The sequence below is a fragment of the Pseudonocardia sp. TMWB2A genome (assembly GCF_017312135.1).
The window spans coordinates 2514330-2534107 of the sequence record NZ_QKQY01000002.1; the positions used below are offsets into that span (position 1 = coordinate 2514330).

Annotated in this window: 19 protein-coding genes and 2 pseudogenes; 13 read left to right on the plus strand and 8 right to left on the minus strand. The window is 74.4% G+C overall.

The features are described 5' to 3' along the window. Positions 1–103 precede the first annotated feature (103 nt). Genes DMP17_RS26625 through DMP17_RS26640 form a run of 4 tightly spaced genes read left to right on the plus strand, consistent with a single transcriptional unit; the run spans position 104 to position 1805 of the window. On the plus strand, positions 104–481 hold the full coding sequence (locus DMP17_RS26625; RefSeq protein ID WP_337830935.1) for a hypothetical protein: 378 nt from the start codon (positions 104–106) through the stop codon (positions 479–481). After that, a complete protein-coding gene (locus DMP17_RS26630) occupies positions 478–813 on the plus strand; it encodes a DUF4333 domain-containing protein (RefSeq protein WP_337830936.1) in 336 nt (111 codons plus the stop codon). Before DMP17_RS26625 ends, DMP17_RS26630 begins: the two co-directional genes overlap by 4 nt. Then, positions 791–994, plus strand: coding sequence for a DUF4333 domain-containing protein (locus DMP17_RS26635; RefSeq protein ID WP_337830937.1), 204 nt, complete (start codon positions 791–793; stop codon positions 992–994). Before DMP17_RS26630 ends, DMP17_RS26635 begins: the two co-directional genes overlap by 23 nt. Before the next feature lie 43 nt (positions 995–1037). Next, positions 1038–1805 (plus strand): deoxyribonuclease IV, encoded by a 768-nt coding sequence (locus DMP17_RS26640; RefSeq protein WP_337830938.1) that lies wholly within the window; start codon positions 1038–1040, stop codon positions 1803–1805. Positions 1806–2003: 198 nt separating this feature from the next. On the opposite strand, the gene DMP17_RS26645 is transcribed toward DMP17_RS26640, so the two are convergent. The 4 genes from DMP17_RS26645 to DMP17_RS26660 form a co-directional block, all read right to left on the minus strand. Next, a complete protein-coding gene (locus tag DMP17_RS26645; RefSeq protein WP_226354436.1) occupies positions 2004–2681 on the minus strand; it encodes an NUDIX hydrolase in 678 nt (225 codons plus the stop codon). Between the two features lie 594 nt (positions 2682–3275). After that, positions 3276–5051 carry a glycosyltransferase family 87 protein gene (locus DMP17_RS26650; protein WP_443217977.1) on the minus strand — a complete coding sequence of 592 codons (1776 nt, stop codon included), beginning with the start codon at positions 5049–5051 and terminating at the stop codon, positions 3276–3278. After that, positions 5048–7495, minus strand: coding sequence for a transglycosylase domain-containing protein (locus DMP17_RS26655; protein ID WP_337830939.1), 2448 nt, complete (start codon positions 7493–7495; stop codon positions 5048–5050). The genes DMP17_RS26650 and DMP17_RS26655 overlap by 4 nt, the downstream gene beginning before the upstream one ends. Before the next feature lie 261 nt (positions 7496–7756). Continuing rightward, entirely contained in the window at positions 7757–8152 is a 396-nt protein-coding gene (locus DMP17_RS26660; RefSeq protein ID WP_226354438.1) for a DUF5318 family protein, read from the minus strand. Positions 8153–8346: 194 nt separating this feature from the next. Here DMP17_RS26660 and DMP17_RS26665 point away from each other — a divergent pair, with 194 nt between their 5' ends. From DMP17_RS26665 to DMP17_RS26680, 4 genes are all read left to right on the plus strand, one after another. Beyond that, the gene (locus DMP17_RS26665; protein WP_226354439.1) at positions 8347–8991 is read left to right on the plus strand and encodes a PadR family transcriptional regulator; all 645 of its coding nucleotides are present in this window, start codon (positions 8347–8349) and stop codon (positions 8989–8991) included. A gap of 1 nt (position 8992) precedes the next feature. Then, the gene (locus tag DMP17_RS26670) at positions 8993–10072 is read left to right on the plus strand and encodes an inositol-3-phosphate synthase (RefSeq protein ID WP_226354440.1); all 1080 of its coding nucleotides are present in this window, start codon (positions 8993–8995) and stop codon (positions 10070–10072) included. Between the two features lie 363 nt (positions 10073–10435). Then, positions 10436–11035, plus strand: a complete 600-nt coding sequence (locus tag DMP17_RS26675) for a C40 family peptidase (RefSeq protein WP_226354441.1) — start codon at positions 10436–10438, stop codon at positions 11033–11035. A 102-nt stretch (positions 11036–11137) separates the two neighbouring features. Next, positions 11138–11857, plus strand: coding sequence for an SDR family oxidoreductase (locus DMP17_RS26680; RefSeq protein ID WP_226354442.1), 720 nt, complete (start codon positions 11138–11140; stop codon positions 11855–11857). A 12-nt stretch (positions 11858–11869) separates the two neighbouring features. On the opposite strand, the gene DMP17_RS26685 is transcribed toward DMP17_RS26680, so the two are convergent. Then, entirely contained in the window at positions 11870–12772 is a 903-nt protein-coding gene (locus DMP17_RS26685) for a LysR family transcriptional regulator (RefSeq protein WP_337830940.1), read from the minus strand. Positions 12773–12853: 81 nt separating this feature from the next. Between DMP17_RS26685 and DMP17_RS26690 the strand changes: the two are divergent. The 5 genes and pseudogenes from DMP17_RS26690 to DMP17_RS26710 form a co-directional block, all read left to right on the plus strand. Next, positions 12854–13714 (plus strand): annotated as a pseudogene (locus DMP17_RS26690) (DMT family transporter); the annotation flags it as partial. Positions 13715–13841: 127 nt separating this feature from the next. Continuing rightward, positions 13842–13940, plus strand: a pseudogene (locus DMP17_RS26695) (DUF1707 SHOCT-like domain-containing protein); the annotation flags it as partial. Between the two features lie 87 nt (positions 13941–14027). Continuing rightward, the gene (locus tag DMP17_RS26700; RefSeq protein ID WP_226368292.1) at positions 14028–14267 is read left to right on the plus strand and encodes a hypothetical protein; all 240 of its coding nucleotides are present in this window, start codon (positions 14028–14030) and stop codon (positions 14265–14267) included. Positions 14268–14317: 50 nt separating this feature from the next. Next, positions 14318–15073, plus strand: coding sequence for a UPF0158 family protein (locus tag DMP17_RS26705; protein WP_226354444.1), 756 nt, complete (start codon positions 14318–14320; stop codon positions 15071–15073). After that, positions 15070–15525, plus strand: a complete 456-nt coding sequence (locus DMP17_RS26710; protein WP_226354445.1) for a HEPN domain-containing protein — start codon at positions 15070–15072, stop codon at positions 15523–15525. Before DMP17_RS26705 ends, DMP17_RS26710 begins: the two co-directional genes overlap by 4 nt. Before the next feature lie 23 nt (positions 15526–15548). Here the strand turns inward: DMP17_RS26710 and DMP17_RS26715 are convergent, their stop codons facing one another. The 3 genes from DMP17_RS26715 to leuS form a co-directional block, all read right to left on the minus strand. Then, on the minus strand, positions 15549–15977 hold the full coding sequence (locus tag DMP17_RS26715; protein ID WP_226354446.1) for a DUF805 domain-containing protein: 429 nt from the start codon (positions 15975–15977) through the stop codon (positions 15549–15551). An 86-nt stretch (positions 15978–16063) separates the two neighbouring features. Next, entirely contained in the window at positions 16064–16831 is a 768-nt protein-coding gene (locus DMP17_RS26720) for a hypothetical protein (protein ID WP_337830941.1), read from the minus strand. 46 nt (positions 16832–16877) lie between these two features. After that, a complete protein-coding gene (gene leuS / locus DMP17_RS26725) occupies positions 16878–19739 on the minus strand; it encodes a leucine--tRNA ligase (protein ID WP_308253061.1) in 2862 nt (953 codons plus the stop codon). Positions 19740–19778: the final 39 nt, after the last annotated feature.

The window sequence follows — 19778 nt, forward strand, 5'->3', positions numbered from 1 at the left end:
GGTTCCCCAGATCGCTGGGATGGGTTCGGGCCGTGCCCGCGGAGACGCCGGTCGTCGTACGGGTGCCCGGTCCGCGGGCGCCGACGACCACGGGGGAGAGCTCGTGTCTGGCACCACCCACTTCCGCAGCCACGCCTGGATCCTGTCCGGGCTCATGAACACACCGGGGATCCTGGTCCTGGCCGACGGACGGCTGTCGTTCGTCGCCGACACCGGCCCCGTCTTCGACGAGCCGCTCGACGCCGTCACCGACGTCCGTTTCCCCTGGTACGAGTTCGGCGGGGGCTTCCGCGCCACCGTCGCCGGGCAGCTGCGGCGGATCACGCTGGTCCGCCCGAACGGCGCCGACACCGCGACCGCGGCCCTGTTCGACACCGCCGTGGGCGAGGCGTTCGTCGCGAGCCGGGCGGTGCACGACATCGCCACCGGGCGCACCGCGGGGAAGTCCTGGCGGGCGCTGCTGACCGGCGGTGCGGCGTGAGCGCGCCGCGGGCCCTCGCCGCGCTCGTGGCGGCCGCGGGGCTGCTGGCGGCGGCGGGCTGCTCCTCGTCGGTGCCGCGCGACCAGGTCGCCTCCACCATCGCGACCCAGCTGGGCGGGCAGGGCGTGGCGATCGACGCCGGCACCGTGACCTGCCCGGCCGACCTGGCCGCCGAGGTCGGACGGACCCTGCGCTGCGAGTTCACGACCGGCGGCCAGCCGGTCGACGCCGTGGCCGCGGTCAGCGCCGTCGACGGCGGCACGGTCAAACTTCGACATCACCACCGAGGCCCGGCAGGTGTCGCCGGAGGTGCTGGCGAGGACCGTCGGTGAGCAGGTCACCGCGTCCATGGGCCGGCCGGTCGAGACCACGACCTGCGACGGCGAGCTGGCCCCGCGCCCCGGCGCCGTGCAGACCTGCACCCTTACCGTCGGCGGCGAGCAGCTGCCGGCCCGGGTGACCGTGACCTCGGTGGAGGGCGGCCTGGTGAACTTCTCGATCGCCGACGCCTGACCGGCGGCCGACGGCTGTCGGGGGTCCTCGCTACCGTGCCCGTATGCAGATCGGAGCACACGTCCGCGACGCCGAGGACCCCCTGGCCGCGGCCGCCGAGGTCGGCGCCGAGGTGATCCAGCTGTTCCTGTCCGACCCGCAGGGCTGGAAGAAGCCGCCGCCGCACCCACGGGCGGCGGAGCTGGCCGCGTCGGACGTCGCGGTGGTGGTGCACGCGCCCTACACCGCGAACGTCGCGTCCACGAACAACCGGATCCGCATCCCCAGCCGCAAGATCGTGCAGCAGCACCTGGCCGGGGCCGCCGAGGTCGGCGCGTTCGGCCTGGTCGTGCACGGCGGGCACGTCACGAAGGACGACGACCCGGCCGTCGGGATCGACAACTGGCGCAAGTTCGTCGAGCGCCAGGCCGGGGAGCACGGCTTCGACATGCCCGTCCTGATCGAGAACACCGCGGGCGGGGACAACGCCATGGCCCGCCGGTTCGACGCACTGGGCCGGCTGTGGGACGCGGTGGGCGAGTTCGGCGTCGGGTTCTGCCTGGACACCTGCCACGCCTTCGCCGGCGGCGAGGAGCTGGCCGGGATCGTCGAGCGGGTCCGGGGGATCACCGGGCGGATCGACCTGATCCACCTGAACAACTCGCGCGACGCGTTCGACTCCGCCCGCGACCGGCACGCCAACATCGACGACGGGACGATCCCGCCGGACGAGCTGGCCGCCGTCGTCGCGGCGGCGGGGGCGCCGGTCGTGGTGGAGACCCCGGCCGAGGGGCAGGCCCGCGACATCGCGTTCCTGCGGGAGCACACCTGAGGCGGGCTCAGGCGGTAGGACCCTGGCGGTGAGCGGGCCGCCCGGATCGGCCCGAGCAGCGGAACGGGAGCGCCCCGTCCGTGGCACCGCCGAGGTCGGCCGGCCGCTCGGCGACGCCGGGCCCGCCGTGGGTGACCGCGCCGTCCCGACCGGCGACGGGCACCGCCCGGCCGCGCCCCGGGACGTCGGTCGGGTTCCTCAGCGCCAGGCGAACACCGGCTGCTCCAGGTGCGCGACCCGCGTCGCACGACCGTGCAGGACGACCTCGCGGAACTGGTGGAGCACCGCGCCGGTGGGGGCGTGGACGTAGCGGTCGAACAGCGGCACCTGGATCACCGGGGCGTCGGACTCGGGGATCGTGAGGAACCGGGGCTCGTGGTCGATCTCGGCCAGCGGCGGACGGTGCAGCTCGGCGACCTCGTCCGGGTTGGGCGTCGGCTCGCCCGCGCCGCCGGCCCACAGCACGACCGGGGTGATGACGTAGCCGGAGCGGGTCGGGTAGTCGTCGAGCAGGCCGAGCACGCGGTCCGGGCCGAGCTCGAGCCCAATCTCCTCGGACACCTCGCGGCGCCCCGCCTGCTCGGCGGTCTCCCCCGGGTCGAGCCGCCCGCCCGGGAGGGCCCACTGCCCGGAGTGCGCCCGCAGCGACCGGGCGCGCCGGGTCAGGACGAACGCGACCTCGTCGGCGAGACGGCCGTCGCCGGTGGCACCGGGGACCGGCAGCAGCGTCAGCGTGACGGCGGCGGCCCGCTTCCCCGCCCGATCCGCCTCCGACGCGGCCCGGCGCTCGGCCGGGGGGAGCGTCGTCAGCGCCGCCTCGACACGCTCCCGCAGCTGGCGCTGCACCGGTTCCGGGACCACCACGTCGTCGGCCATGCACCGATCGTCGCACCCGCCCGGGCGCCGCACAGGTTCCGTCGCCGCCGCACACGTCACACCCTGTGCGGCGCCACCACACCCTGTGCGGCGCCCGGCACCCGGCGCACGCGGTCGGCGCCCGGCCCTACGGTCGGCGCCCGACGGCACGGGCGGCGAGAGGCACGGGCGGTAGGCGGCACGGGCGGTAGGCGGCACGGGCGGTAGGCGGCACGGGCGGTAGGCGGCACGCCGCCGTCGCGCCGGTGCGCGCCGCACAGGCCCCGGTGCGCGCCGCCCGGGACGACCACGACGCCTGCCGTCGCACCCCGGACGAGGTCGTCGCACCCGCCGCAGAGGGTGCGGCGGCCGCACGAGGGGCGCGACAACGTCACCCGGGGTGCGACGACCGCCGGGGGACGGCGACCGCGGCGGGCTCCGACCGCGAGGGGCGCGGCGACCGCGACCGGGTGCGGCGACCGCGGGGGGCGACCGCGGGGGTGCGGCGACCGCCGGGGGCAGCAACCGCCGGCGTGCGGCGACCGCGAGGGAGCAACAACCGCCGGGGCGCGGCCACCGCACAACGGGTGCGGCGACGCGAGGAGCAGCCGCGGTTCAGTCCGCGGGGTCGCGCCGGGGGCGGGCCGCCCGGGACGGCCACGGCTCGGGTGCCGCCGCGCGGCCGGAGCGGCCGGAGCCCGCGGAACCTGCCGCACCACCGGACGGAGACATCCCGCCGGCCCGAGTCGCGCCACCGGGCCGGGACGCCCCGACGGAACCGGTGGCGCCGGAACCGCCGCCGTCCCCTCGCCGACGCCGCCCGCCCCGTGCGGGAACCGCCACGGCGGACGCCGCAGCGGCGGGCACGGCGGGAACGCGGGACCGGGAGACCCGCGGGCCGACCGGCCACACGGGCTCCGGGTCCCGGCCGGGGTCGGTGCCGGGCCGCAGGATCTGCCGGACGACGAGCACGCACAGCGCGACCACCACGGCGTCGCGGACCAGCACGGTCACCAGGAACGGCTCCGGCGGCAGTCCCTTGTTCGCGACACCCAGGTACTGGAACATCCGCGGCACCCAGACCAGCGCGTCGACGACCATCCACGCCAGCAGCAGCCGCCAGCGTGGCAGGGCGAGCACCGCGAGCGGGACCAGCCACAGCGAGTACTGCGGGCTCCACACCTTGTTGACCAGCAGGAACGCCGAGACCGTCAGGAAGGCCAGCTCGGCGACCGCGGGCGGGCGCTGCGCGCGCAGCGCGAGCCAGGCGATCGCGGCGAACGCCAGCACCATGAGCACCGCGGTGACGGTGTTGAGCACGGTGGGGGACTGCCCGTCGCCGAGCGGGCCGTCGAAGCCGGACCAGCCGGTGAACCAGTACAGCGAGTACCAGATCGAGTCCGGGTCGGCCGGGCGCGTGCGGTTGAGCAGGAAGAACTCGACCCAGCCGCGCGGCCAGGCCAGCGCGACCGGGAGGTTCACCGCCAGCCAGGCGAGGACCGCGGCGCCGATCGTCCACGCGGCTCGCGGGAGGCCGCCGTCGGCGCGGCGTCGCCAGCCGACGAGCAGCACCGGCAGCAGGAACAGCAGCGGGTAGAGCTTCGCCGCGCCGCCGATCCCGAGCAGCACCCCGGCCCAGACCGGACGGTCTCGGCGCAGCGCGAGCAGCGCCCCGGTCGCGAGCGCGACGGTGAGCGTGTCGAAGTTGGTGAACGCGTGCACCGCCACCAGCGGGGACAGCGCGACCAGCGCGGCGTCCCACGGACGTTCCGGGCGGAGCATCAGCACCGCCCACACCACCACCAGCCAGGCCATGGCCAGCCAGATCGCGGTGACGTCGAAGTAGACGACGACGTCGAGCGCGGTCGGCAGCGGCAGCCGCTCGGCCAGCCACTGCCAGCCGTCGGTCAGCTGCGCGTTGAGGTACTGGAACATCCCGGTGACCACCGGGTACTCCATGTACCGGGCGGTGCGGGAGCCGTCGGCGGCGGTCTCGAACCAGGCGTCGCGGTAGGGGACGGCGTCGTCGGCGAGACCTTCCAGCCCGTAGAGCGGGACGGTGTCGGAGTAGCACATCGCGACGTACTGACGGTCGTTGCGCCAGTCCAGCGCGAGCGCACCGTCGGGGGTGCGGTACTGCTGCAGGCAGGCCGCCTTGCCCAGCCAGCCCAGCGCCAGCACGACGACGGCGAGCAGCAGCACCACCCGCAGCGGGGTCCACCAGCGCGACCGTCCGACGAGTGCGTGCCGGCCCAGCGGGCCGCCGACGACCCGGCTGGCGGCGCGCGCCAGCGGCTCGGTCCAGGTCGGGATCTCCCGGTCCCGGACACCCGCCCCCGGCGCGTCGCGGGGGGCGGGCGGTGCGGCTCCGGGCCGGCCGCCTGCGGTCAGTTGTCGCCCCCGCGGCCCGGACGGTCCCGGCCCGCGTCGGAGCCGGGCGGACCGTCACTGTTGCCGTCGTTGCCGGGGTCGCCGCTGCTGCCGTCGCCGGATCCGTCACCGGAGCCGTCGCCCGAGGAGTCACCCCGGTCGCCGCGGTTCCCGCGGTCGCCCCGGTCCCCGCGGTCGCCGTTGTCGCGGCTGTCGCCGGGCTCCTGGGTGGTGGTCGGCTGCTGGTCGTCGCCCTGCCCCGAGTCGTTCGAGACGGCCCGGGCCGGGGCCTGGCCGATCGGCTCGAAGTCGGAGAACTGCTCCACCGGCGTCCCCTGCAGCACGTCGTTCATGAACGACTGCCAGATCGAGCCGGGCAGCATCCGCCCGTAGACCGGGCGGCCCGCGGAGTTCTTGATCGGGGTGTTGTCGTCGGTGCCGACCCACACCGCGGTGGACACCGACGGGGTGTAGCCGACAGTCCAGGCGTCGTTGTTCTGGCCCTGGACGCTGCTCTGCACGGTGCCGGTCTTCGCGGCGACCGGACGCCCGTCCAGCCCGATCCGCGAGGAGCTCGCGACGTCGGTCATGGACTCGGTGACGTTGCGGGCGACCTCGGCCGGCATGACCTGCTGGCCGTTGTCGGTGCTGCCGCGGTCGTAGATGACCCGGCCGTCGCTGGCGGTGACCTTCGCGATCAGGAACGGGTCGCGCTTCATGCCGTCGGCCGCGAACGTGCCGTAGGCGGCGGCCATGTCCTCGGGGTGGACCTCGCGGTCACCCAGCGAGATGCCGCCGGTGGGGTTCGGCAGCAGGTCGGCGGGGATGCCGGCCTGGTGCGCGGCGTCGGCGACCCGCTGCGGGCCGACGTCGAGGCCCATCCGGTAGAAGACCGTGTTGATCGACTTGGTCATGGCCTCCTTCACCGAGCACTGGCCGCAGCTCACGCCCTCGGAGTTGGTGACCGTGGTGCCGGCGAGCTCCTGGGGGGAGGAGCCGTCGTAGATCGTGCCGAGGCCGACCGGCGGGTTCGCCTGCAGCGCCGCCGCGAGCACGAACGGCTTGAACGACGAGCCGGGCTGCTTGAGCACCGAGGCGTAGTCGAGGCCGACGCCGTTCTCCCCGCCGAAGTAGGCAATGATCGCGCCGGTCTTCGGGTTCACCGACACCAGCGAGGACCGCAGGTTGCCGGGCTGGCCGTCCATGACCTTCTGGACGGCCGTCGCCGCGTCCTCCTGGGCCTTCGGGTCGATCGTCGTGGTGACCGTCAGACCCTGGGTGTTGATCTCGGTCTCGGAGATCCCGAGCTTCTCCAGCTCGGCGCGGGCCGCGTTGTAGATGTGGCCCTTGTCGTCGCCGGGGATGCCGCCGCCCTCGGCCGCGGAGGCCTCGCGCCACTGCGGGAACTTCTGCTGCGCCCGGTCGGCCTGGGTCATCCAGCCCTGGGCGACCATGCCGTCGAGCACGAAGTTCCACCGCTGCTGGGACATCTCGAGGTTCTTCGCCGGGTCCCAGCGCGACGGCGACTGGATCAGCCCGGCGATCATCGCGCCCTCGGAGGCGTTCAGGTCCTGGACGTTCTTCCCGAAGTACGCCTGGCTGGCGGCCTGGATGCCGTAGGCGCCGCGACCCAGGTAGATCGCGTTCAGGTAGTTGCCGAGGATCTGCTCCTTGGTCATCTCCTTGGACATCTTCGCGGCCAGCACGACCTCGCGGAACTTGCGGAACAGCGAGTACTGGTCGTTGCCGGTGGTCACCTTGATGTACTGCTGGGTGATCGTCGAGCCGCCGCCGATCCCGCCGGACAGCTGGTTGATCACCGCCCGCGCGATGCCGGTGATGTCGAAGCCGGGGTTGGAGAAGAACGTGCGGTCCTCGGCGGACAGCACGGCCTGCTGGACCGGCACCGGCACCTGGGACAGGTCGACGCTGGTCCGGTTGACGTTGTCCGGCCGGACGGTCGCCAGCGGGGCGCCGTCGGTGTAGGTGAAGGTCGCGACCTGGGTGACGGCGATGTCGTCGGCCTTGGGGACCGGGAACACCAGCCAGCCGATCGCGAACGCGACCAGCGGGCCGATCACCGCGAACGCGGCGAGCCCGATCACCCAGCGCCGGAGCCGGCGACGACGGCCGGGCTTCTTCCGCCCGTCACCGCCGTCCCCGGGACCGCGACCGTCGGGACGACCGGGCGGGCCGGGCGGGCGGCCGCCACCGCCGCCACGACGGGCGGCCGTGGCCGGTGCCGCCGCGGCCGCCGCGGCACCGCGGGCCGGCGGACGGCCGGTGCGCTGCGGGGCGGCCGTGCGCGGACCGGCCTGGGCGGGCCGGACGACGGGGTCGAAGTGGCCGACCCCGGAGTCGTCGTGGGTCAGCAGCGGCGGAGGGGACTGGGGGACCGGGCGCGGCGGCGGCCCCGCGGGTGCGGGACGGCCGCCCACCGGTGGACGACCGGGGGGCGGGGGCATCGGGGGACGGGGGCCCACGCCCGGTCGGGGTGCCGGCGGGGGCATCGGGGGACGGGACCGCGGAGGACCGGGGGGCGGGGGCGGCGGCGGGGTGCGCCGGGGGTCACGCTCGTCGTTCACCGGGCGGCTCCGTGGGATGCGGTGGACCGGATCCGCAGTGGCCCGGGCCGGGGGTGCCCGGGGCGGAGGGGATCCGGCAGCGGACCGGCGCGGTGCGCGCGGTCCGGGTGGTCGTGCTCGTCGGGCAGGGCGCCATCGGACTCAGCCACCCGCACTCCGCCGGCCGCGGCGGGGGCGGCCGGTGCCGAGGACGAACGAGCGGACCAGGTGATTCCAGCGGCACTCGGTGCACACCTCGACGACGTGCACGGAGAAGTCGGCGACCTGCGCCGCGAGCTGCTCGAGGTCCGCCGCGGAGCGGGCCGAGCCGGAGACGTGGCGCAGGCTCTCGCCGAACACCCACGAGACCTGGGCGAGCTCGTCGTGCCGGCAGACCGGACAGGCCCGACCGGCGGCCGTGCCGTGGAAGCGCGCGGCGCGGAGCAGGTAGGCACCCGCATCGCACACCTCCTCACGGCCGACCCGGCCGGCCCGGACATCGGCCAGCAGAGCACGGCGCTGCAGGGCGTAGTCCACCACCTGTCGCGGGCTGAGCACCCGACCAGGGTACGCGGGACGGACCCGCGGACCCATCGCCGTCCCGCACGGGCCCCTGCGGGCACGACCGTTCCGTGCCTGGTCGGGGCACTCGTCCGGTCCGTGACCGCCTGTGATGACGATCATGGAGGGGACGGATCGATGTATCGGACCGATAGGATGACCGGTCGGCGGTCCGCACGGAGGAGGTCGCGATGCTGGACTTCGCGGTCCTCGGCCTGCTCCAGGACGGTCCGCTGCACGGGTACGAGCTGCGCAAGCAGCTCGGCCGCAGGCTCGGCGGCTTCCGCGCGTTCTCCTACGGCTCGTTGTACCCGGCCCTGCGCCGGCTGCTCCGGGCCGGGTCGATCGCCGAGACCACCGACGAGGCGGGTGATCAGTACGGACGCGCTCCGGGACGGCTGCGACGGGGCAGGCGGGTCTACCGCATCACCCCGGCGGGCCGGGACCGGTTCGCGGCCATGCTCGCCGAGGCCGGCCCCCAGGCGTGGGAGGACGGAAGCTTCGACGTGCACCTGGCGTTCTTCGCGCGGACACCGGCGGAGACCAGGATCCGGATCCTGGAGGGCCGCAGACGGGCCGTCGAGGAACGCCGGGACGGTCTGCGCACCGCGCTCGGCAGGCCCTGCGAGGGGGTCGACCGCTACACCCGCGAGCTGCACCGGCTCGGGCTGGAGTGCTCCGAGCGCGAGGTGTGCTGGCTGAACGAGCTGATCGCGACCGAACGGGCCGAGCAGGGCGCCGCGGACGGCCGCGACGAGAGGACCTTCCCCGGCGGCGGGCCATCCCGGCCCGCGACCGGCGGGGTACGACAGGACGAGACAACAGGAGGAGCCTGACATGAGCCAGGTTCGGGTGGCGGTCGTCGGCGTGGGCAACTGCGCGGCGTCGCTGGTCCAGGGGGTTCACTACTACGCGGACGCCGATCCGTCGGCCCAGGTCCCCGGCCTGATGCACGTCGACTTCGGCGGGTACCACGTCCGGGACGTGACCTTCGTGGCCGCGTTCGACGTCGACGCGAAGAAGGTCGGTCAGGATCTCGCCGACGCGATCTCGGCCAGCGAGAACAACACGGTCAAGATCGCGGACGTGCCGCCGCTCGGGGTGACCGTGCAGCGCGGTCCGACCCTCGACGGTCTCGGCCGCTTCTACCGGGAGACCATCACCGAGGCCGACGGCGAGCCCGTCGACGTCGTGCAGGTGCTGCGCGACACCGGGGCCGACGTGCTGGTGTCCTACCTGCCGGTGGGCAGCGAGGACGCCGACCGGTTCTACGCGCAGGCCGCGCTGGACGCGGGCGTCGCGTTCGTCAACGCGCTGCCGGTCTTCATCGCCTCGGACCCGGAGTGGGCGGAGAAGTTCCGCGCCGCCGGCGTCCCGATCGTCGGCGACGACATCAAGTCCCAGGTCGGCGCGACCATCACCCACCGGGTGCTGGCGAAGCTGTTCGAGGACCGCGGCGTGCAGCTGGACCGCACGATGCAGCTCAACGTGGGCGGGAACATGGACTTCCTGAACATGAAGGAGCTCGAGCGGCTGGAGTCCAAGAAGGTCTCCAAGACCCAGGCCGTCACCTCGCAGGTGGACCGGGACATGGGCAAGGGCAACGTGCACATCGGCCCGTCGGACTACGTGTCCTGGCTGGACGACCGCAAGTGGGCCTACGTCCGGCTCGAGGGCCGCGCGTTCGGTGACGTCCCGCTGAACCTGGAGTACAAGCTCGAGGTCTGGGACTCCCCGAACTCCGCGGGCATCATCATCGACGCGGTGCGGGCGGCCAAGATCGCCAAGGACCGCGGCATCGGCGGACCGATCCTGTCGGCGTCGAGCTACTTCATGAAGTCGCCGCCGGAGCAGTACCGCGACTCCGAGGCGCGCGACAAGGTCGAGGCGTTCATCCGGGGCGAGATCGACAACTGATCCTTTTCTCGGCACAACGGCCCGGGGACGACCGTGCAGGTCATCCCCGGGCCGTTGCCGTACCGGAGACGTTCCGGAAGACGACATTACCGATCCGGAATGTTCTCGTTATTCGTCGTGAGCGCAGTCATGCAATGAATGTGCTCTGCGTCATTTATTCGAGCGATATCTGTTCGTAATGTGCGGTCCGGCCTTGTGCGACCACCGCCCATCCGGGGTGAGGGGTGCAGGGTCACCGCCGGGCGACGACGCGGGCGGGTCGTGAGTGCCGTCCGGTCCCACCGGAACTCCCCCTTCGTACCGGCGCCCACGGGTCCCGCCCCGACCGCTCCTCCGGTGGTGCAACATCCCGAGGACCCCACCGTGCCCCAGCGTCATTCCGCTCCGGCGCTCCGCGTCGCCGTCGTGGCCACCACCGCCGCCGCGGCCGCAGTTCTGTCCGTGCTCCCCGCCGCCACCGCGGCCCCCACGGACGCCGCCTCCGCGGCACCCGCCGCGGAGACCGTGACCCGTGACGTCGCCCCGGCCGCGAACGTCCTGCCGGCGCTGGGCGCGAACCCGGCCGCGCTGTCGGTCTCCTCCGCGGCGCAGGCCGCGGCCCCGGCCGCGCAGGCCGCCGCCGCGCGCAGCGGCGCGATGTCGACCGCGATGGCCCAGCTCGGCAAGCCCTACCGCTGGGGCGCCACCGGCCCGAGCGCGTTCGACTGCTCCGGCCTGGTCCGCTACGCCTTCGCCAAGGCCGGCAAGGACCTGCCCCGCACCAGCCGGGCCCAGGCCCAGGTGGGAACCCCGGTGTCGAAGTCGAACCTGAAGCCCGGTGACCTGGTCTTCTTCTACAGCCCGGTCAGCCACGTCGGCATCTACATCGGCGGTGGCCAGATCGTGCACGCCTCCACCAGCGGCCAGCCGGTGAAGATCTCCGACATCGACCGGATGCCGTTCAACTCGGCCCGCCGGGTCTGAGAGAAGCTTGCGGAACGAAGCTCAGCTCTGAGCGCGCACGCTCCCCGGTGCGACCGGCCCCGTCCTCGCGCAGGACGGGGCCGGTCGTCGTAGGTTCACCGGGTGACCGCTCCCCGCCGCCCGCTCGCCCTGATCACCGGTGCCTCCCAGGGCATCGGCGCCGCCACCGCCCGGCTGCTCGCGCCGCGCTACGACCTGGTCCTGGGTGGCCGGGACGAGAAGCGGCTGGAGACCCTGGCCGGCGAGCTGACCGAGGCGGGCCCGGTCGCGGTCCGCACCGTGGCGGTGGAGCTCACCGACGACGACGCGCTGGCCACGGCCCTCGACGGCATCGACCGGCTCGACGCGCTGGTCCACTCGGCCGGGGTCGGGGAGCTGGGCACCGTCGCGGAGACCACCGCGCAGACCTGGCGCCACCAGTTCGACGTCAACGTCGTCGCGGTCGCCGAGGCGACCCGGCTGCTGCTGCCCGCACTGCGCGCGGCGGGTGCCGACACCGGCGCCGACGTCGTGCTCGTCAACTCCGGCTCCGGGCTCACCGCCCGCGCGGGCTGGGGGTCCTACGCGGCGAGCAAGTTCGCGCTGCGCGCGTTCGGCGACGCCCTGCGCGCCGAGGAGTCCGGGCACGGCATCCGGGTCACCTCCGTGCACCCGGGCCGGGTGGACACCGCGATGCAGGAGCGGGTCGTCGCCCACGAGGGCGGGGAGTACGACGGCTCGCGGTTCCTGCGCCCGGAGTCGGTCGGTGCCGCGATCCTGGCCGCGCTGACCGCGACCCGCGACGCCCACCTCACCGACATCGTGGTCCGCCCCCAGGGCTGACCCGCGCCGGGATCACACCGGGGCCGGTCCCGCCGCCACCGCGGCGTGCAGCTCCGCCAGGGCCGCCTCCACCGGCGGTGCGGCGGCGACGGCGTCGCGGACGACGGCCAGGATCGACCGCACCGGGGTCGGCCGCACGACCGGCACCGCACACGTCCCGGCGGGGAGGTGGGCCGCCCCGAGGCGCGGCAGCACGGTGAGCCCGATCCCGGCGGCGACGAAGGCGAGCGCGGTCGGGTAGTCGTGTGCCTCGACGTGGAACGGCGGCCGGAACCCCGCCGCCGTGCACGCCTCGACGAGGTTGCGGCGGCACCAGCCGCGGGCGAAGTCGTTGTCCACCCAGCGCTCGCAGGCCAGCTCGGCGAGCTCGACCTCGTCCCGGCCGGCGAGCGGGTGCCCCGCGGGCAGGACCGCCACGTAGGGGTCGGAGAGCAGCGGGGTCACCGAGAAGCCGGGCCAGGCCGCGAAGTCCGGCCGTTCGACGGCGATCTGCACGTCGGCGCGGTCGGCCGGGTCGTCGGGCAGCCACTCCCGCAGCCGCAGGTCCAGCCGGACGCCCGGGAAGTCCCCGGTCAGCCGGCGCACCACGCGGGGCAGCCAGGCCGAGCCCACCGAGGCGAAGTAGGCCACCGACAGGGTGCCGGTCCGCCCGGCCCGCAGGTCGGCGACGACCGCCTCGGCCTCCCCGATCCGGGCCAGGACCAGGTCCGCCTGCTCGGCCAGCCGCACCCCGGCCGCCGTGGCCCGCAGGCCGCGCCCGGCCCGTTCGAACAGGGTCAGCCCGGTCTCCCGCGCGAGGGTGGTGACGTGCTGGCTGACCGCCGACGGCGTGTAGCCCAGGTTCGCGGCCGCGGCCTGGACCGAGCCGCTGGCGACGACGGACCGGAACACGCGCAGGCGGTGGGTGTCGAGCACGGCTCGACAGTACAGCGGCACTGAATCCAGGAGAAGGAATCATCGCTGGTGCTGAAGTGTCCGGAGCGCCAGGCTGGCCCCATGAACCGCTCGACCCGTGCTCTCCCGGCGCTCGCCGCGTCGGTCACCGTGGTGTTGTGGGCGTCGGCCTTCGTCGGGATCCGTGCCGTCGGGCACGACCTGTCCCCGGGCGCGCTCGCCGCGGGCCGGATGCTGGTCGGGGCGCTCACCCTGACCGCGATCCTCACCGTGGTGCGGGCACGGCGACGCGCCCCGGCCCCGCCGGCACCGCGCGGACGCCTGCTGGCGGCGGTGGCGATCTGGGGTGCGGCCTGGTTCGGCGTCTACAACCTCGCGCTCAACGCGGCCGAGCGGCACCTCGACGCCGGCACCACCGCGCTGCTGGTGAACGTGGCGCCGGTGGTCGTCGCCGTCCTGGCCGGGTTGCTGCTCGGGGAGGGCTTCCCCGCGCGGCTGCTGGCCGGGATGGGCGTGGCGTTCGCCGGGGTGGCCCTGATCGCGGCGGCCTCCTCCGCCGGGGGCGCCGACCTGTCCGGGGTGCTGCTGGGGCTGCTCGCCGCACTGGTCTACGCGGGCGCGGCCGTCGCACAGAAGCGGCTGCTGCCCCGGGTCGACGCCCTGACGATGACCTGGACGGGCGCCGTCGCCGGGGCCGTCGCGCTGCTGCCGTTCCTGCCGTCGCTGGTCGCCGAGCTCGCCACCGCGCCGCCGACGGCCGTCGCCGGCGTCGTCTACCTGGGGGTGTTCCCGACCGGTGTCGCGTTCCTGACCTGGGGGTACGCCCTGACCCGCACGACCGCGGGCCGGCTGGCCGCCACCACGTACGCGATCCCGCCGCTGGTGGTCGGGCTGTCCTGGGCGCTGCTCGGGGAGGTACCCGCACCGGCCGCGCTCGCCGGCGGTCTGCTGTGCCTCGTCGGCGTCGCCGTCGCCACCCGTCCGGCCCCGTCCCGGGGGCGGGGATCGTCCGAACGACAGACCCCGCTGGCCCGTCCTGTCGCTACGCTCGACGGGCATGGGGGAGTCCAGGGACGACGAGCGGTCCGTGATGCGGGTGTCGGACGCCGACCGCAGCGAGACCGCGGAACGGCTGAAGCTGGCGCACGACGAGGGCCGGCTGTCACTGACCGAGTACGACGAGCGGTTGCAGCAGGCCTACGCGGCGACCGTCCGCGCGGACCTCGCCCGGCTGGTCACCGACCTGCCCGCGGTGGAACGCACGACGTTGCCGTCGGTGCGTGCCGAGACGGCGCAGGTGGAGAAGGCCGAGGCGAGGCGTGAGCACCTCACCGAGTGGCGCTCGTGGGCCGGCACCTCGGTCATCCTGACCGGCATCTGGGTGGTCACCGCGTTCGCCTCGTCATCCGACGGGGAGGGCCTCCCGTTCTTCTGGCCGATCTTCCCGATCGGGATCTGGGGGGCGGTCCTCGTGGCGCACTTCTTCTTCGGCTCCGGGGAGAAGGAGGACGACTGAGGGTCCCGCGGCGGCTGCCACGCGCACCGGACCGGGCATAGAGTCGCCCCGTGCTCGACCCCGCCCGCCTCGACCTGTCCGCGCTCGCGGACGCGCTCGAGGACCGCACGCCGGAGGTCACCTGGTACCTCGACCCGGCCGACGCCGAGGTGCACGGCGTGTCCGGCGACGACCGGCCCGGTCCGGACTGGGTGGAGATCCGGCCGGTGACCAGCCGGGAGTCCTACCGGGACATGTCCGACTTCACCGCGGGCGTGCAGCACCGCCGGGCCGCGGCGCTGCTGGACCGCGCGATCGACGGCCGGGGCGCGTTCCGCCGGTTCAAGAACACGTTGTTCGAGTTCCCCGAGGTCCGCGACCAGTGGTACCGCTTCCGCGACGCCCGTTCCCGCCGGCGCGCGGCGGACTGGCTGGTCGCGGCCGGCCTGATCGGCGCCGACGACGGCGAGCGGCTCCGGGCACGCCACCCCGACCCGGACCCGTCCAACGACGACGTGCCCGCCGCCGTCGCCGACGACCTGGCCCTGCTCTACGGCCCCCGGCTGCGCCAGGTGCTGCTGTTCGGGTCCTGGGCCAGCGGGGAGGGCTCGGTCGAGTCCGCGATCGACCTGCTCGTGGTGCTCGACGACGACGGGTTCCCGATTCTGCCCTGGGAGGAGGTACGCGCGATGGACGACGTGCTGTGGCAGCACACCCGGCGGACCGGGCTGACGATCAGCGTGCTGCCGGTCGGCCAGGGCGAGCTCGTCCGCGCCGCCGACCCGACGGTCGTGCGTGCCCGCGCCGAGGCGGTGCGGGTCCGGTGACCCGGCGGGTGCACGGCGGGATCGCGCGGGCCCGGGTCGAGCTGGGCGGGGCCCGGGTGCTGGCCGAGAACGGCTTCGGCGACGCCGCGGTCTCCCGCGCGTTCCACGCCGCGTTCCGGGCCGCCGAGACCGCGCTGCTGGTGCTGGGGGAGACCCGCGCCGAGCACTCCGAGGTGGTCAGCGCGTTCGTGCGCCGGGTGGTGCGGGAACGGTCGCTGGACCCGCGGGCCGGGCGGCTGCTGCGGTCGCTCTACAACCGGCGGGCGCTGGCCGACCACTCGGACGTGACCGCTCCGGCGGCGGAGGCGCGGGCGGCCCTCGACGACGCCGCGTTCGTGCTCGACGCCGTGGAGGCCTGGCTCGCCGAGCCGGCCCTGTCCGGGCCGCCGGACCCGGGGAACGGGGCGACCCGGCGGCCGGAGAAGCCGGTCCGGCGCGGGTCCCGCGCCTGACCGGCCGGGTCCGGCCCGCTGCCTCAGCGGAACTGCGGCGGGACCCCGTACGGCCCGGCCTGCGGCGCGACGAACTGCGCGGGAGCACGCTCGGCGCGCTTCGGGTCGTCACCCCAGGCGTTCTGACGGTGCTCGCCGTCGGCCGCCAGCCACACGATCAGCAGCACCACCCCGACCAGCGGGACGAGGCCGATGAAGTACCACCACCCGCTGCGGCCGGTGTCGTGCAGCCGCCGCACCAGGAGCGCGATCGCGGGCACCAGGTGGACGAGTGCGACCACGGTCGCCAGCACCGGGGCGCCGAGCAGCTGCGTCGTCCCCAGGACCACGTCCAGGGTCCCGGCAACGAGGTAGATCCCCAGGTAGACCAGGGCGAACATCCAGTACTCGGCCCGCCGGGCGCGCCCCCGGAAGTCGGAGAACCCGCGCATCGCCTGCAGGTAGTACGTCATGACGTGGCCCCTCTCGCCGTGCGACCACGGGCTGGTCGCTCGGACGAGGGGATGCCGCCCGGGGGCCGGCCGTTACAGCGCGCGGGTCAGAAGAAGTCCCCGCCGAAGTCGGAGTCGTTGTCGAACAGGCCCCCGCCGTCGAAGCCGCCCTGGTCGGCGCCGTCGAAGCCGCCGTCGGCACCGCCGTCGAAGCCCGGGTCGTCGAGGGCGGCGCCGTCGGCGAACCCGTCGGCGTAGGCGGCCGGGTCGGCGCCGGCCATCCCGCTGAACAGCGAGGTGAACAGCAGCGCCGAACCGACACCCCAGGCCCCGGCGACGAGTGCGGGCTTCCACCACGGCTCGGAGTACCAGCCGCGCGGCACCGGACGCCCGGCGACGGTCCCGCCGGGGTAGTAGTGGCTGTTCCGGTCGGTCGGCCGCGGCGACGCGCCCAGGCTGCGGCCCTCCACCTCGACCTCGCGGTCCTCGGTGACCTCACCGGCGCGGGACTGGCCCGGCAGCGGCGGCAGCTCGGGCCCGGGGTCCATGGCCATCGCCGTGCGGGCGGCGCGGACGTAGTAGAGACCCTCGTAGGCGGTCTCGGTGACCTGCCGGCACTGCGCGGCCGTGCGCGCCTGCTCCATCTGCGAGCCCGCGGCGGTGTAGCGCTCGGCGGCGTCGGCCAGCGCCTGACGGCTCGGGTCGTCGGTCCCGGTCAGGGCCAGGACCTGGCCGCCGAGGCGTTCCACCCAGCGCCGGGACTCGGCCTGGGCGTCGGCCAGAGCGGCGGCCTTGTCCGCGTTGTGCCGCCGCACCAGCCAGACGACGGCCGCGACGACGGCCAGGACGACGATCAGGGTCAGGACTGCGCTCATGACGGACCTCCTGCCCGCTCAACGGGCAGGAGGTCGCCTGCGTTCCCTACCGGACGACGTTGACCAGGCGCCCCGGCACGACGATGACCTTCTTCGGCTCGGCCCCGTCCAGCGCGGTGACGACCTTCTCGTCGGCCAGCGCGGCCGCCCGGATCTCGTCCTGGCCGGCGTCGGCGGCGACGGTGACCCGCGAGCGGACCTTGCCGTTGACCTGGATCGGGTACTCGACGGTGTCCGCCACCAGGTAGCGCTCGTCGGCGACCGGGAACGACGCGTAGGTCAGCGTGTCCTCGTGACCGAGCTTCTGCCACAGCTCCTCGGCGATGTGCGGGGCCAGCGGCGCCAGCATCAGCACCAGCGCCTCCGCGACCTCGCGCTCCACCGGCGCCCCGCGCTTGGTCAGCGCGTTGTTCAGCTCGATCAGCTTCGCGGCGGCGGTGTTGTAGTGCAGCGCCGGGAAGTCCTCGCGCACACCGGCGATCGCCTTGTGCAGCGACCGCAGGATCTCCTCCGACGGCGCGTCCTCGACGACGGTCACCGCTCCGGTGCCCTCGTCGACCAGGTTGCGCCACACCCGCTGCAGGAACCGCTGCGGGCCGACCACGTCCCGCGTCGACCACGGCCGCGAGGCGTCCATCGGGCCGGTGTACATCTCGTACAGCCGGAAGGTGTCCGCGCCGTAGCGGTCGCACATGTCGTCGGGCGTCACGACGTTCTTCAGCGACTTGCCCATCTTCCCGTACTCCCGGGTGACGGGCTGCCCGTTCCACGTGAAACCGGCGCTCGTGCCGTCCTCGCCGACGACCTCGACGACCTCCTCCGCGGGCACGTAGGTCCCGCGGGCGTCGGTGTAGGCCCAGGCCTGGATGTAGCCCTGGTTGAACAGCTTCCGGAACGGCTCCTCGCTGCTCACGTGGCCCAGGTCGAACAGGACCTTGTGCCAGAACCGCGAGTACAGCAGGTGCAGCACGGCGTGCTCGACACCGCCGACGTACAGGTCGACACCGCCCGGGTCGGCGACCGACCGGGCCGCGTCCTTGCCGATCCAGTACTTCTCGGCCTCGGCGGAGACGAACCGCTCGGTGTTCTCCGGGTCCAGGTAGCGCAGGTAGTACCAGCACGACCCGGCCCACTGCGGCATCGTGTTGGTCTCGCGGCGGTACTGCTTCGGGCCGTCACCCAGGTCCAGCTCGACGGCCACCCACTCGTGCGCCCGGGACAGCGGCGGCTCCGGCTCGGAGTTCGCGTCGTCCGGGGCGTAGGTCTTGGGCGAGTAGTCGTCGACGTCGGGCAGGACGACGGGCAGCTGGTCCTCGGGCAGCGCGATCGGGCCGTGCTCGTCCCAGACGACCGGGAACGGCTCGCCCCAGTAGCGCTGCCGGGAGAACAGCCAGTCGCGCAGCTTGTACTGCACGACGCCCTCGCCGGCGCCCTTCGCGGCCAGCCAGTCGATGATCGTGCGCTTGGCCTCGTCGACGCCCAGCCCGTCCAGGCTGATCTCGTCGTTCGCGGAGTTGATGGTCGGGCCGTCGCCGGTGTACGCGCCGCCGTCCCAGTCCGACGGCGGCTGCACCGTGCGCACGTGCGGCAGCCCGAACGCGGCCGCGAAGTCCCAGTCGCGGGTGTCCTCGGCGGGCACCGCCATGATCGCGCCGGTGCCGTAGCCCATCAGCACGTAGTCGGCGACGAACACCGGCACCGGGGAGCCGGTGACCGGGTTGGTCGCGTACGCGCCGGTGAAGACGCCGGTCTTCTCCTTGTTCTCCTGCCGGTCCAGCTCCGACTTGCGGGCGGCCTCGGCGCGGTACGCGGCGACGGCCTCGGCGGGCGTCGCGGCGCCACCGGTCCAGCGCGGGTCGGTGCCGTCGGGCCACTGCCCGGGGGCCAGGGAGGACACCAGCGGGTGCTCGGGCGCGAGCACCATGTAGGTGGCGCCGAACAGGGTGTCCGGGCGGGTCGTGAAGACCTCGATCGCGTCGGCGCCGGACTGCACCGGGAACCGGACCCTGGCGCCCTCGGAGCGGCCGATCCAGTTGCGCTGCATCGCCTTGACCGACTCCGGCCAGTCGACCCGGTCCAGGTCGTCGGCCAGCCGGTCGGCGTAGGCGGTGATCCGCATCATCCACTGCTTCAGGTTGCGGCGGAAGACGGGGAAATTGCCGCGCTCGGAGCGTCCCTCGGGGGTGACCTCCTCGTTCGCCAGCACGGTGCCCAGGCCGGGGCACCAGTTGACCGGGGCCTCGGAGATGTAGGCCAGCCGGTGGCCGTCGACCACCGCGCGCCGCTCACCCTCGGACAGCTCCGCCCACGGACGGCCGTCCGGAGTGGCGCGACTGCCGTCCTCGAAGGAGGCGCGCAGCTCGGTGATCGGACGGGCGCGGTCGGCCGCGGCGTCGTACCAGGACTCGAAGATCTCGCGGAAGATCCACTGGGTCCAGCGGTAGAACCCGATGTCGGTGGTGGACACCGAGCGGCGCGGGTCGTGGCCCAGGCCCAGCTGGCGCAGCTGCTGCCGGTAGCGGGCGATGTTGGCCTCGGTCGTCGTCCGCGGGTGCGTCCCGGTCTGGACGGCGTACTGCTCGGCGGGCAGCCCGAAGGCGTCGAAGCCCATCGGGTGCAGCACGTTGTGGCCGTTCATCCGCAGGTAGCGGCCCAGCACGTCGGTGCCGATGAAGCCCAGCGGGTGCCCGACGTGCAGCCCCGCCCCGGAGGGGTAGGGGAACATGTCCATCAGGTAGACCTTCGGCTTCTCCGAGCCGGGCTGCCCCGGGTCGGGGGCGTGGAAGGTCTGCTCGGTCTCCCAGAAGTCCTGCCACTTCCGCTCGATCCGGGCGGCCATCTCGGCGTCGTAGCGGTACGCCGGTCGGTCCGCGCGCTGCTCGGACGCGGTCGTGGTCTCGGTGCTCATGTCCGTCTCACCTCGGGGATGCCTGTCGTGACGGCCCGA